The organism is Intestinibacillus sp. NTUH-41-i26 (assembly GCF_032769475.1).
GTDB classification, from domain to species: domain Bacteria; phylum Bacillota; class Clostridia; order Oscillospirales; family Butyricicoccaceae; genus Agathobaculum; species Agathobaculum ammoniilyticum.
Window position 1 is genome coordinate 2,748,987 of record NZ_CP136477.1, and the last position, 13,058, is coordinate 2,762,044.

The window sequence follows — 13,058 nt, forward strand, 5'->3', positions numbered from 1 at the left end:
CCCCCAAAGAACAAGGCCGCGGAAACTATTCAGTTATCCGCGGCCCGATTCATCACACTTGCCCTGCGCGCTTTCCACGCGGCGCAGGTTACGCCCAGATTTTCATACGGATGAGCTTACTTCTCTTCGTTGGGGTAGGGCTCGAGGAAGGCATGGAAGTGACGCATCGGCAGCTTGTGGCCCCAAACGATGCGCATGTTCGGGATGGACTCGCGATCCTCATACAGCGCCTTGACCGCCGCGATGACGTAATCCAGATGCTCTTGGGTCAGACGGCTGCGGTCGATCGCGAAGCGGACCACGTTCGCCAGCTCAGCCTGCTGCTCAGGGGTCTTGAGGTCGTATTCCATGGAGTAGTCGCCCAGTTCGGAAACACGGATGCCGTAGCGGCGGATCAACTCCAGCGAGAAGCCCTCGCCCGCGAAGGTATCGTGGCCGCGCTTGCCGTCGAAGAACTCATCCATGTTGATGTACACCGCGTGGCCGCCGGCCGGCAGCACGACGCCCTTGACGCCCGCCTTGTAAAAGCCCTCGGCCAAGTAGTTGCACTGTGCAACGCGCTCGTTCAGGTAGTTGAAGTCGCAGCTCTCGTACAGGCCGACCGCCAGCGCCATGATATCACGGCCCGACATGCCGCCGTACGAATCGTTGCCGTAGCAGGAGATCTGCTTGACCTTCAGCGTAACGCCGACATCGGTGATGATGTTGCCGTTCTCGTCAAAGTCGGAGAAGTTCTTCCAGAACAGGCCCTTGTCGCGGAACGCCAGCATGCCGCCCATGTTGGCGTGGCCGTCCTTCTTGGCAGACATGGTGAACGCGTCGCAGTACTGGAACATCTCGGTCGCGATCTCCGCGATGGACTTGTCGGCGTAGCCCTCTTCGTTCATCTTGATGAAGTAGCAGTTCTCCGCCCAGCGCGCTACGTCGAATACCAGCGGGATATTGTACTTATGCGCAACGCGGTTGATCTCCTTGATGTTCGCCATGGAAACCGCCTGGCCGCATACCGGATTGTTCGTGATGCAGCAGAATACCAGCGGCACGTTTTCCGGACCGACGCCTTGGATGAGCTGCTCGAGCTTCTCGATGTCCATATTGCCCTTGAAGGGGTTCTTCTCGTAGCGGCCGCCTTCGGGTACTTCGTACAGCAGCTCCTTGTTGTACAGGTTGCGCGGGATCGAGCCCATCTGCTTGATGTTGCCCTCGGTCGTGTCAAAGTGGCCGTTGGACGGGATGGTGAACTTCTTGCCCGGGTATCGGCGAGCCAGAATATTGCGGACAATCTCCATCAGCACGGACTCCGCCGCGCGGCCCTGCTGGATGATAAAGGCGTTCGGACGCTCCATTTGCTTGGCGCCGCCGTTGAACAGCCCGCCCTCGTACTCGCACAGGTATACCTCGTTCATCATCTTCTCTACGTCGCGGCAGTCCGTGCGCACCAGGTCGATGATCTTCTTCCAGTTCTTCTCGCCCCCGCGCTCAAAAATGTCGCGGAAGGTATCCAGCAGTACATAATACCCCGTGTTGCGGCCGTACGCCTCGTCGCCCAGAAACAGCGACGCCCACTGGTGGTTGGTCATCGCGGTGGTACCCGAGTCGGACAGCATATCGACCGTCAGCATAGCGGCCGGAAACGCGAACTCGTTCCAGTGCGTCGCGTTCAGCGCGCGCTCGCGCTGCTCGATCGTGACTTCGGGGATGTCACGAACAGCGAACGTATAGTGATGCGGTGCAGGTACATCCAGCGGATAGTGAGCCATTTTTTTGTCCATATTTATTACCTCCAATTGATCACGGCGCGGTATGCGCCTTTTGTTAGAGGATACCCCGGTCATCGTATGCCGGCCTGCGTCTCCGGCGTCGCGACTGGCGGACAGTACCTTACAAGGGGAACAGGGGGAAAACGCTTACAGGGCCGCGATGACTTCGATCTCTACCAGGGCGTCCTTCGGCAGGCGCGCCACCTCGACCGCCGAACGGGCTGGGTAACCGCCTTCACCAAAGAAGGTGGCGTATACCTCGTTCATGGCACCGAAGTTGTTCATGTCGCTCAGGAACACCGTGGTCTTAATCACGCGGTCCATCCCGACCCCCGCTTCCGCAAGTATCGCCTTGACGTTCGTCAGAGACTGTCTCGTCTGCTCTGCGATCCCTTCCGGAAAGCTTCCTGTCGACGGGTCGATCGGCAGCTGGCCCGATGTGATCACCAGCCCATCCACCGCTACCGCCTGTGCATACGGCCCGATCGCCGCCGGCGCCCGTTCCGTATTTATCTCCTTTTTCATCTTTCACCCTCCTCCTTCGTTTTTTCTGAGATTATTTTATTATGAGGAGAATTATTTGTCAAGGTGTTTTTGTCTATTTTGTATATTTGTATACATTCCTTCCTACTTATTTGTTTCTATTTTACATAATCATTGGCAAACATTTATAATAAATTTTTATTTTTATTGTGATTATTTCTTTAGATCTTCTTTGACAATCCGCGTGAAAATACGGTATAATAAAAATAATAACACTGCATTCCTGTCTTTCATTATCAGAAACGAGGTGAGCGTATGGCGAATCCCTTATTGCAGCATTACATCAAACTGACCGAGTTTCTTGGGCAAGCTCTCGGCCCTGACTATGAGGTTGCACTGCATGACCTGACCGACAAAAACCGTTCGATCATCGCGATTGCCAACAACCATGTGAGCGGTCGGGAGATCGGCGCACCGCTGACCAATGTTGCGCTCAAGATCCTGATGGACAGAAGCTATGAAACGCAGGATTACCGGCTGCATTATCCAGGCGTTTCCGCCGCTGGCAAAACACTGCGCTCCTCCACGCTGTTTATCAAGCAGCACGGCAAGCTGATCGGGATGCTCTGCATCAACTTTGACGACAGCCGCTACCAGTCCGTCAGCGAGGATATTCTGCGACTCTGCCATCCCGACAATTTTATCGAAACCAACTTCCAGACCGAGGAAACGCCGGCGAACGCCGTGCGCAGCATCCCCCCCACCACAGAAAGCTTCCACAACTCGATCGGCGCCGTGGCGGGCGACGCTGTCGGTCGCGAGCTGCTCCGCCTCGGCGTAACGGCTGACCGGCTGACGCCCGACGAGCGCGTGCAGATCATTGGTGCGCTGGAAGCGGGCGGCATTTTCCTGCTCAAGGGCGCGGTCAAGGATGTTGCCGACGCCCTGCACTGCTCGCAGGCAAGCGTTTACCGTTACCTGTCGCAGATCAAAAAAGAGGATCCCACGCAAGAAGTGGAAGAGTAAAAAAAGCAAGTGAAAAAATGAGCGCGGGGCGCTCATTTTTTCACTATTTGAACGGAGGTTTCTCTTATTATGCTGATCCAATTGACCGCGGCCGACGTGCCTGATTTTACCCTTGCCTGCTCCTATGAGCATGTGTTCGGTTCCCGAGCGCTGACCGCGCTCCGCGCCTACGGGTTAGGCGACGCAAACGCACGGTTTTTCCTGTGCCGGAAGGGGCGGGAGCCCGCGGCCGCCCTGTACTTAGCCAACGGCGTGCTCAGCATCTCGTCCGACGAGCGCGCCGACCCGCTTCCCATCGCCGAGCTGGCAAAACGGGAAAACGTGCGGGAAATCGATACGAACTGGCCCCAGTGCGCGGCGCTGCAAAAGCTGCTCGGCGGCGCGACCGAAAGCTCCTATTATATGGTGTACCGCGGCCTTCCGCTGGAGCAAAGCACGGAGGGTTTTGTCCGCGGGGATTTCCATACCGTGTTCAATATCCTGCAGCGCAGCCACGAATACTACCAGACCCATCTGTCGTTTGATACCTGGTCGGCGGATCTGCAGCGCAGGATCACCTGCGGCCTGGCCGAGCTTTACCACCTTGAGCTTGACGGAGAGGCGGTCGGCACGGGCTGCATCATATCCGAGGACGACGAATGCGGCGTGCTGGGCGCGATCGCCGTGGTACCCGAACACCGCCACAAGGGGCTGGGCGGCCGCATCAGCCGTTTTCTGGTGCAGCGCATTCAGCAGAAAGGCAAAACGCCGCGCCTGATCGCCGGCTACGACCAGGTCGCGGAGCTGTATTGCGAGATCGGCTTCGCGCCGTGCGGACGGTGGGGCGAGCTTTACCCTTAACCCGACACAGCGCACCTGATAATTCTTTTGAGAAAGGTCTTGATTTTATGCAGTTTATTGATTTGCGCAGCGATACGGTCACACAGCCCACCCAGGCCATGCGGGATGCGATGTGCCGCGCGGTTGTGGGCGACGATGTCTTCGAGGATGACCCGACCGTAAAGGAGCTGGAAGCCTATGCCGCCCAGCGGCTCGGCAAGGAGGCGGCTCTGTTCGTCACTTCCGGCATGCAGGGCAACACCTGCGCGCTGCTCGCGCACACCCGCCGCGGCGACTGCGTCGTAATCGCACCGACCGCGCATATCGCCGCGCATGAGGCCGGCTCTTACGGCCAGCTCGCCGGAGTCTCCCTCCGTTTTCCAGAAAGCGTGAACGGCGTGATGGACCCTGCATCCGTGCGCGCCTGCCTGACGGATGACAGCGATGTGCAGGTCGCACCCGCCGGCCTGGTCGTCATGGAAAACGCCCATTCCACCGGCTCGGTGCTACCGCTCGACAACATGCGCGCCGTGTTCGAGATCGCGCATACGCAGGGCATCCCCGTCCATCTGGACGGCGCACGCCTGTTCAACGCAGCGGCCGCGCTCGGCATCGCGGACGTTCGGGAGCTGACGCAGTACTGCGATACCGTCATGTGCTGTCTGTCCAAGGGCCTGTGCGCACCAGTCGGCTCGATACTCGCCGGCCCAAAGGATGTGATCTGGCGCGCCCGCCGCGCCCGCCGCATCCTGGGCGGCGGCCTGCGCCAGGTCGGTTTCCTTGCGGCGGCCGGCATGGTCGCCCTGCGCGATATGACCGGACGCCTGTCAGAGGACCACGAAAACGCCAAATATCTGGGCGAATTGCTGAGCGCGGTGGACGGCGTCCATGTGTTCGCTGAGCGCACCCAGATCGATATGGTCTTTTTCACCACGGACTGGGACGCGGAAAAGGTCTCGCGGTATCCTGCCTGGATGCTCGGCCGCGGCATCAAGGTGACCGGCTGCATGGACGGCGAATACCGTATGGTCTGCCACCATGACATTACGCGCGCCGCCTGCCAGACCGCCGCCGAAGCCATACGCGCTTTTGCCGCGGAGGGATGATATGATCCGGAATTACGTCCGCCGCCTGCTCTGGCTTGCGCTCGGCATGCTGGTCAGCGCAATCGGCATCGTGATGATGCTGCAGGCAAACATCGGTCTCGAGCCATGGAGCGTGCTGCAACAGGGCATGGCGCAGAGCTTTGGCATCACCTACGGCACAGCTTCGGTCATCGTGGGCGCGGCCGCAATCGGCGTTGCCATCCTGTTCGGCGAGAGCTTCGGGTTCGGCACGGTCATCAATATTGTTTTGTGCGCCGTGTTTATCGACGCGCTGCTGTGGCTCGGCTGGGTCCCGCAGATGTCCGGCACGCTCTCCGGCGTCCTGATGCTGCTCGCCGGCCTGGAGCTGCTGGTGCTCGGCACCTGGATGTACATGAAAAGCGCGCTCGGCGCCGGCCCGCGCGATGCCCTGATGGTCGCGCTGGCGCGCCGGACCGGCCGCTCGGTCGGCCTGTGCCGCATATCCGTCGAGATCCTCGTCATCCTGACTGGTTATTTCCTCGGCGGACAGGTGGGCATCGGCACGGTCATTTCCGCGCTCGGCCTTGGCTCGCTGTTCAACCTGAATTTCCACCTGCTCGGCTTCCGCGCCGCGGAGCTGCATCAGGAAAACATCGCGGAGACCCTCCGATTCATCCGGCAGCAAAAAAAATAAAAAGGAAGCCGTAGGGTGTGTCCGCAGAAGGATATTCGCGAATCGTAGAAATGGGCAGGTATTATGGCAGAAATACCTGCCCGCTCTGATGCACTTTTTACAACAACCAGTGAGTCAATCTCGCCAACATTGATGTAGTGATCTCCATGATCTGTCTCGCGCACTTGGGCCACTTTACTTCTTTTGCATGCCATAGTATTCTCAACAAAGCAACCGCATCAGTTCCGAGATATCGGTATAATGCTTTGGCTTGGTAATAAAGCTGCCCATGTTGGATACCGTTGCTTTCGGTTTTGCAACCACCTGTTCTTTCTACGGAATTACAGCTTTCAGATACTCCTGTTCGGCCACATATCTTGAAGAATACGGCTGGAGCTGTTTAGCCGTAATATATCTCCCAACACTGAGTTCTCATACAGGCGCTTAAGGATGGACTCCGATTCCGCAACGCGCTTTTGTATGTGGAACAGTTCCAGCTTCAGTCCGCAGATTTCCCAGCGAGGCGTCCCCATAGTGTAAGAATACGCGCAATGACACCCTCCGCACTTTTGTAGTTTGCACGTTTAATGACATGCTCTTAGCATGGCACAAGATAAATTTGTATTCAACAGAAGAATTTAGTGGAAATCCGCTTTATAAGGAAAAAACCAACAGCAGGGCGAGCCACCGCCGCCTCTGGCAGCGGTAGGGCAAGCCTGCAAAAAAGACTTTTAATAAGATTTTTTTACACAGTCTTTGTGTTTAAGGATTCTTCAAAGGCAATACCCTGTTGATTCCAGAAAAAGTCTGATCTAACAGTGAGATCTGACGGTTGCGCAGTTCAGCGCCGGTTTTTGTGTCCACTCATACAGACGGAACTGCATTTTCAACATCTGTCTGGTTTCACCTCCATCAAAGAAATTTTGCAGTTCTGCCGAGAAGGTCAAGCAATAATTTGAGATCTTCGAAAGGTCTACGGCTCAAGGACACGGAAAAGAGGAGCACGAAAAGAATACTAGGAGAAAGCACCATCTGTACCTTAAACGGATATCGGCGCAGTACCGATTGATGGGCAGCCAGTCACACGGGAAGATGCGGTTTTCGGCGCTCTTTTTTTGCGTTGCAGGTCGGCAGAAGAGAAAAAGCGGGGATATTCCGGATGGAATATCCCCGCTTCTATTGACGCAACAGCGCCGGAGAAAGAAAAAAAGAAAGATAAGCAGTATTAGAACAGTGGCTCAGTCGAGCAGAAAACCCTCACCATCAAAACACAGGTCTACAGGGCCGCACACATACTCAATATCAGGCTGGTCCTTGATCGAGTCGTACAGTGCCTCGGATACCTGAATTTCATACAGCGAAAGCGTATCGCGGATGCGGACCACGCGGTGCGGCCGTGGTGTACCGCCGCAGCAACGCAGAGCGACAAGCAAAGCGTCACGGTCGTTGTTCATATACATCGGTATCTTGGCACCTTGGATCTCTGTGCAGGTGATCAAATTGGTCCAGGTCTCGGCCCAATCCACATCATTCAGACAGCGCCGGGTGGTGATATCCACATCGGCCAGTCCGCTACCGTTGTGATGGCTCTGCGGTGTCAGGCCGCGGACAAACAGCCGTTTGATCTGTACCGGGTCCTTAAACCCATAGCACTTGCTGTTTGAGCGGCCGATTACATTGGGATCGAAGCCGTAGCCGCTGATGTTCTTGCCGATCTGGTCGATGATTAGTACGTCGATGTCATCAAACTTGAAGCCCGCGATCTGCTGACGGGCCTCCTGCAGCAACTGCTCGTCTGCTTCCAAAATTTGCTCTCGCGGGATGACGCGGATAGTACGCAGCTCGTCATAGGCATTCTGCACAATACCTACGCCGAACGCTACCGGCGCTTTCTGCATAAACTGTTCGGCTGCCATGTTGAGAAAGCTGCCGAACTCGGCAAAGCCCTGTGAGTGCAGCGCGGTCGCGCCCTTATGCTTGCCCAGACCAATGCCAATCATTTTGACCAGACCGCTCTCATGGTTGCTTTGAAAATCGGTGTGCGGCTTTACCTTGTGTAGCAGCACGATGCCATCCGACTCGAAAGCCAACTTGTCGCAGTACAGTGGCAGGCCATTGGGGAGCGTACCATACTTCACGACCTCCATACTGGACAAGATAGGTGCGTGTACCCGCTCCTCGGTCACACCATAGCTGGCTAATACTTCAGCCTGCCCTTTGGCTGTTGCGCCGCCGTGGCTGCCCATCGCAGGCACGATAAATGGCTTAGCCCCCCATTCGAGCAGTACGTCACATACGGCACAGGTGATCTCGTCGATATGAGGAATGCCGCGGGAGCCTGAGGTGATAGCGATGCGCTTGCCACAAAACTGCTGTGCCTTTGGCGCGAGAATCTCCATCTCCCTGCGGATGTGAACGGTGATATCCTCGATTTTCTGCGTGGCATATTTTTGTTGAACGGTTACCATGCGTGGCAGAGAGACCTCTTTTTCCTGCATGATTATACCGCTAACTTCAGGAAAATTGATGAACATGGTGCAAAACCTCCTGTTACAATAAATTTGTCCCTAAGATATGGCAGCCAGCCATAGGCAAGAGGCATCTCGTTGCCTAAGCTGTAGAATGAAGAGGTAATGGTCTGGCTTAAACCTCCAAGGGCTTTCACGCCCGTCCCAAAGTCAGTTAGCTACCCTCCCGTTCGCAGCGTTCGATTTGTGCAGGTTGAGCCTAAGGCAAACAGATGGAATCGGCAGTGGGAAAAGATGTCCTTAGTCCATTGCAAATTCATTCTGGGAGTGTTGAACATGAACGCAGCAGGTATGGATGTTTCCAGCAGAAAAAGTACCGTGGCAGTACTCCGTCCTTTTGGCGAAGTGGTTCGTGTCCCTTTTGAGGTTAGCCACAGCGCTGAGGGGCTCGCCCACTTAGTCCAGCAGTTGAAAACTATTAAAGGGGAAACCCGAGTGGTCATGGAATACACAGGGCGTTACTACGAAGCAGTAGCTAATGTGCTGTATGAGGCCGGTTTCTTTGTCAGCGCCGTCAATCCACTGCTCATTAAGGAGTATGGCGGCAATTCCTTTTCGCAAAGTCAAAACGGATAAAGCTGACGCTATGAAAATTACCCGGTACTCCCTTAACAGCAGGGCTGATCTACGGGATTGTACTCCTATGGACAGAATTCGTTATGACTTGAAAACCCTTAATTCCATCTAGCCTCCAAACAGAAAACCGCCACTTCCAACAATCTGATCGCCCTGCTTCCCAACTGCCGGAATACCCCGTGGTGATGGGGATGTACGGTGCGGGAGACTCCCTTGGTCCTCAACTCATGGCGGAGATTGGGGACGTGCGCCGGTTTGAGCGGAAACAATCTCTGGCGGCCTTTGCAGAAGTTGACTTCATGCCCACAGTCTGGGGAGAAAAATGTCCTTAGCAACAAATCCTCCAAGCGAGGTTCGCCCTACCTGCGAAAAGCGTTGTTCAATGTAATGGCCTGCTATTTACAGAAAGCGCCAGCGGACGAACCTGTACTCCAATTTCTGGATCGCAAGCGCACGGAGGGAAAGCCCTACTATGTCTACATGACTGCGGGGCCAACAAGTTCCTCCGTCGTTACTTCAGCAAGGTCATGGAGTGCTTTTCCACTCTGGAGGATCTGCCGCCGCCGATGGATATGGACTCCACCGGGTTGCAAAAACCTCAATAAATTCTTCCTGTTTTTTCAGGCCGACGCTGGACGGCAGCCTTTTTGTGTTGCTCATTTCTATCCGGCCTCTCTCTGCAAATTTTCTTCTGCCAAGTCCTACTAAGGGCTTGATTTTTTATTTGCAGGCTTGGGGCTTAGAAACCGATCAGCGCGCCACCGTCGACTGGCAGGCACACGCCGGAGATATACTGCGCGGCGTCGCTGCTCAAAAACACGGCGGCCATGCCGATGTCGATGGGCAGGCCGGTCTTCTTCATAGGGATGCGGCTCATGATCTTGCCGAGACGCTCGGGGTCGTTATCAGTGGCCTGATGGAACATCGGCGTGTCGATCCAGCCAGGGGCGATCGCATTGACGCGCACACCGCTCGCGGCGCACTCAGCGGTCAACGTATGTACAAGACCTAGGTAGCCGGCCTTGGCTGTGGCGTAACCGCATACATTGGGCTGACCAATGTAACTGGTCATGCTTGCCTGAAAAATAATACTGCCCCTGCCGTTCGCTTTCATGTGCGGCACAAAAGCCTTGGTCAGCGCGAAGGCACCAACCAGGTGCAGATCAAGCACACGGGTGTAGTCAGCGACAGTCATTTCCTCGATCGGCTTTTTGCAATGGTTTCCCGCATTGTTTACCAGGATGCTGACCGGTCCGTGCTCGGCGATGATCTGCTCTGCCATTTGCGGGGCGCGGTCGGTGTCGCACACGTCAAACTGGCAGAAAGATACCTGCTCTCCGAAGACAGCCAAAGACACGGCCGCCTGCGCGGGAGTGCGCGAGCCCAGCACGACAACGTGCGCGCCTGCGGCCACCATGCATTCGGTGATGGCAAGGCCAAGGCCGGACGCGCCACCGGTGATAACGGCCGTGCGGCCTGCCAGAGAAAACAGTGTCTGTGTATCGATCATTTTATTCATGCCTTTCTGTTTGGTATAATGTGCGGTCAAGCTTGTTGCGCGCAGCGTTTTTGTGCAATGCACTCCTGATATTTGTAAGGGATAAAGTATTCCTTGTGGCCGAGGGCTTCGCTTTTGCTAGGCTGTCCGGCAGCGACTGCACAGACCAGTCCGGCAAGCTGACCTGTCAGTTCGTCCTGCGAGCAGTGGCCGGTCAGCATGGGACTGGCGTCAAAGTCCATATCGCCCTCCATGCGCGTATAGGTCTGATGGTTGCCGGTGATTTTGAGGACAGGTGCAACCGCGCTTCCCACCACGTTGCCGCGGCCTGTGACCAAAAATGTCAGATGGCAACCGGCAGAAATCAGGTCCATCAGGCCTTCGTTGTCGTTGGGATTAGTAATACCGAACTGCATCCAGTAGGGATCGGGCGTAGAATCGAGCAGCCACAGTCCGGCGTGGTCTGGCTGCTGGCTGACCTTGACTACCCCCTCGATGGGCTTTGTGCCGCTTTTGACAATAGCGCCCATGCTTTTTTCCTCGATAGTAGACAGGCCGCCTGTAAAGTTACCCGGACTTACCGAATACTGGCGGACGGATTTGCAGTAATCAAGTGCTTTATCATAGGTATCTACCAGTTGCTGGCACGCCTCCGCCGTGGCGGCGCGGGCAGCCAGAACATCGATCAGACCGACAGCTTCGACGATCTCCTCGAAGATTGCAGTGCCGCCTGCGTCGACCAGCTGGTCGAACAGGCGGCCGACAACTACGTTGCCGGCAAGACCGCTCGTATAGTCGCTGCCTCCACATTCCGCGCCGATCACAAGGTCGCAAAAGCGCATGGGGACGCGGGGCGTGTGCGTCAGCGCGGCGCATAGCTCGTCCACACACCGCAGGCCTTTCTGCACCGAGGGCAGCGTACCACCTTCGTTCTGGATGAAAAACCAGCGGGTCGGCTTGCCCTCTTCGGCGGCGATGCGGGACAGCCATTCGGGTTGCACATACTCGCAGCCCAGCCCGATGGACAGCACTGCGCCCACGTTGGGGTGCCGGATGAGTGCGATTAGCAGACGTACGGCGTATTCGTTGTCCGTGCAACCGGAAAAGCCGACCACCTCGACATTGCTGCGGCCAGTCTGTCGCACAACCTCCTGTGCGACAAAAGAGGCGCACTCGACGGTGTAGATAACAAGAACTTTGTTGCGGATACCGGCTGCGCCGTTTTGACGGCCATAGCCCTGCCATGTTGTTTCCTTCCAGTTCATGGTTATTTTCCCCTTATTCATAGCGGATATCCTGCGGCGCGCCGGTTACAGGGTCAAGGTGGCTCGAGCGCTCGTCGTAATTGCTTTTCATGCAGTGCAGATGTACCCAGCTGCCAGTGGTGATGGGCTGCGTTGCCTGCCCAATCGTAACGCCGTATTTGACGATCGGCTCGTTGGCGGCAATATCGCGCAGTGCCAGCTTATGTCCCATCGGAATGGACTCGAGCGCCTGCACGGCGGGCAGTCCATCTGCGCCGGTGAGGCGAACTGTGCCAGGTTCGATCGGACAAAGTGCGGTAGCAACATTATCATTTTGCGCGATACGGAATGCGATTGCTTCGTCCATAGGGTCTTCTCCTTTCTGCTGACAGCGGGTTATAAAATGCCGAATTTGGCAAAGGCATCAGTCGCGCTCATACCGGCCTCGATTGCCTTGCGGACAACCTTTTCGCCTGCCGCCTTTTCAAGTGACTTTTCGATTACCTCGTCCGCTATCTGCTGCGGGATGACCAGCACGCCGTCCACATCGCCGAAGAGCAAGTCGCCGTCGTGGATGGTTGCTTGTCCGATCTCAATCGGGCAGCGGAAATCAACGACCTGCGTCCGCACACTGGAGTCTTGGGCATAGCAGCCCTGGCTAAATACCGGCCAGTTCTGCTCCAGCACCTGCGGCGTATCGCGGTGCCAGCCGTTTACCACGGCGCCGGCTGCGCCGCGGGTACGGGCGGTTGCGGTGAGCAGCTCGCCCCAGTAGGCGCAGCGCTGCGTACCGCCTGTGGCGATGTAGATCTCGTTCTCCTGTAGTTGATCAAGCGCTTCGGTCAACAGGCCAAACGGCTTTTTTTGTGGGCCGAATACATCAATCATCAACACGGTCATCGCCTTGCCTGCCAGCTTCATATCGTCACGCAGCGGACGGATGCTCTGGGGCAGAAACTGATGGTAATAACCCATGCCGTCCAAAATATCGCCAACAACAGGCGTATACAATTTGTCTTTCATCAATTGAAAAAGTGTTGCTTCATTCTCCTGATGCTGCATAAAGTCTCAATCCCTTCCATATAAAACGATTTGGTTGTAACAAGTTTATGAAACAAAATAGAAAATGTCAATAATAATTAAAAAAATAATTTTATTTTGGATAATTCATCAATAAAATCACTAAAAAAATGTGAAAAATAAATATACAAAGAGCAAGAGCACAGCCAAAATTACCAAAACGTTATGTATAATAAATAAAATAAAACAAGAAAAAAAGTGAAAAATGAACGAAAAAAAAACAAAAATTATAAAAATAATTGACAAAAATGATAGAAAGATTTAGACTAAGCACAAACAAAAAACAAAAACGTTTTGTAAATAG

At 55.3% G+C, this 13,058-nt stretch carries 11 protein-coding genes and 1 pseudogene; 5 read left to right on the top strand and 7 right to left on the bottom strand.

The window, feature by feature from the left end; all coding sequences use genetic code 11:
- Positions 1-116: 116 nt before the first annotated feature.
- Both RX717_RS14280 and RX717_RS14285 read right to left on the bottom strand, forming a co-directional pair.
- Positions 117-1,772: a tryptophanase gene (locus tag RX717_RS14280; RefSeq protein WP_242977896.1), complete on the bottom strand. Its 1,656-nt coding sequence runs from the start codon at positions 1,770-1,772 to the stop codon at positions 117-119.
- Between the two features lie 135 nt (positions 1,773-1,907).
- Positions 1,908-2,285 carry a RidA family protein gene (locus RX717_RS14285; RefSeq protein WP_054328573.1) on the bottom strand — a complete coding sequence of 126 codons (378 nt, stop codon included), beginning with the start codon at positions 2,283-2,285 and terminating at the stop codon, positions 1,908-1,910.
- A 273-nt stretch (positions 2,286-2,558) separates the two neighbouring features.
- On the opposite strand from RX717_RS14285, the gene RX717_RS14290 reads away from it, so the two are divergent.
- The 4 genes from RX717_RS14290 (at position 2,559) to RX717_RS14305 (ending at position 5,849) form a co-directional block, all read left to right on the top strand.
- Positions 2,559-3,269, top strand: a complete 711-nt coding sequence (locus tag RX717_RS14290) for a helix-turn-helix transcriptional regulator (RefSeq protein WP_054327470.1) — start codon at positions 2,559-2,561, stop codon at positions 3,267-3,269.
- Between the two features lie 69 nt (positions 3,270-3,338).
- Positions 3,339-4,109, top strand: coding sequence for a GNAT family N-acetyltransferase (locus RX717_RS14295; RefSeq protein ID WP_107631541.1), 771 nt, complete (start codon positions 3,339-3,341; stop codon positions 4,107-4,109).
- A 47-nt stretch (positions 4,110-4,156) separates the two neighbouring features.
- Positions 4,157-5,194 carry a threonine aldolase family protein gene (locus tag RX717_RS14300; RefSeq protein WP_107631540.1) on the top strand — a complete coding sequence of 346 codons (1,038 nt, stop codon included), beginning with the start codon at positions 4,157-4,159 and terminating at the stop codon, positions 5,192-5,194.
- 1 nt (position 5,195) lies between these two features.
- Positions 5,196-5,849: a YczE/YyaS/YitT family protein gene (locus RX717_RS14305; protein ID WP_107631539.1), complete on the top strand. Its 654-nt coding sequence runs from the start codon at positions 5,196-5,198 to the stop codon at positions 5,847-5,849.
- 1,217 nt (positions 5,850-7,066) lie between these two features.
- Here RX717_RS14305 and RX717_RS14310 read toward each other — a convergent pair.
- Positions 7,067-8,362, bottom strand: a complete 1,296-nt coding sequence (locus tag RX717_RS14310; RefSeq protein WP_107631537.1) for a lactate racemase domain-containing protein — start codon at positions 8,360-8,362, stop codon at positions 7,067-7,069.
- Between the two features lie 270 nt (positions 8,363-8,632).
- Here RX717_RS14310 and RX717_RS16060 point away from each other — a divergent pair.
- Positions 8,633-9,537, top strand: a pseudogene (locus RX717_RS16060) (IS110 family transposase).
- 134 nt (positions 9,538-9,671) lie between these two features.
- Here RX717_RS16060 and RX717_RS14325 read toward each other — a convergent pair.
- Genes RX717_RS14325 through RX717_RS14340 form a run of 4 tightly spaced genes read right to left on the bottom strand, consistent with a single transcriptional unit; the run spans position 9,672 to position 12,697 of the window.
- Positions 9,672-10,442 (bottom strand): SDR family NAD(P)-dependent oxidoreductase, encoded by a 771-nt coding sequence (locus RX717_RS14325; protein ID WP_316960407.1) that lies wholly within the window; start codon positions 10,440-10,442, stop codon positions 9,672-9,674.
- A 35-nt stretch (positions 10,443-10,477) separates the two neighbouring features.
- Positions 10,478-11,695: a UxaA family hydrolase gene (locus RX717_RS14330; protein WP_316960408.1), complete on the bottom strand. Its 1,218-nt coding sequence runs from the start codon at positions 11,693-11,695 to the stop codon at positions 10,478-10,480.
- A 13-nt stretch (positions 11,696-11,708) separates the two neighbouring features.
- The gene (locus tag RX717_RS14335) at positions 11,709-12,041 is read right to left on the bottom strand and encodes a UxaA family hydrolase (protein WP_107631535.1); all 333 of its coding nucleotides are present in this window, start codon (positions 12,039-12,041) and stop codon (positions 11,709-11,711) included.
- Positions 12,042-12,070: 29 nt separating this feature from the next.
- The gene (locus RX717_RS14340) at positions 12,071-12,697 is read right to left on the bottom strand and encodes an RraA family protein (protein WP_407923250.1); all 627 of its coding nucleotides are present in this window, start codon (positions 12,695-12,697) and stop codon (positions 12,071-12,073) included.
- Between the last annotated feature and the right edge of the window lie 361 nt (positions 12,698-13,058).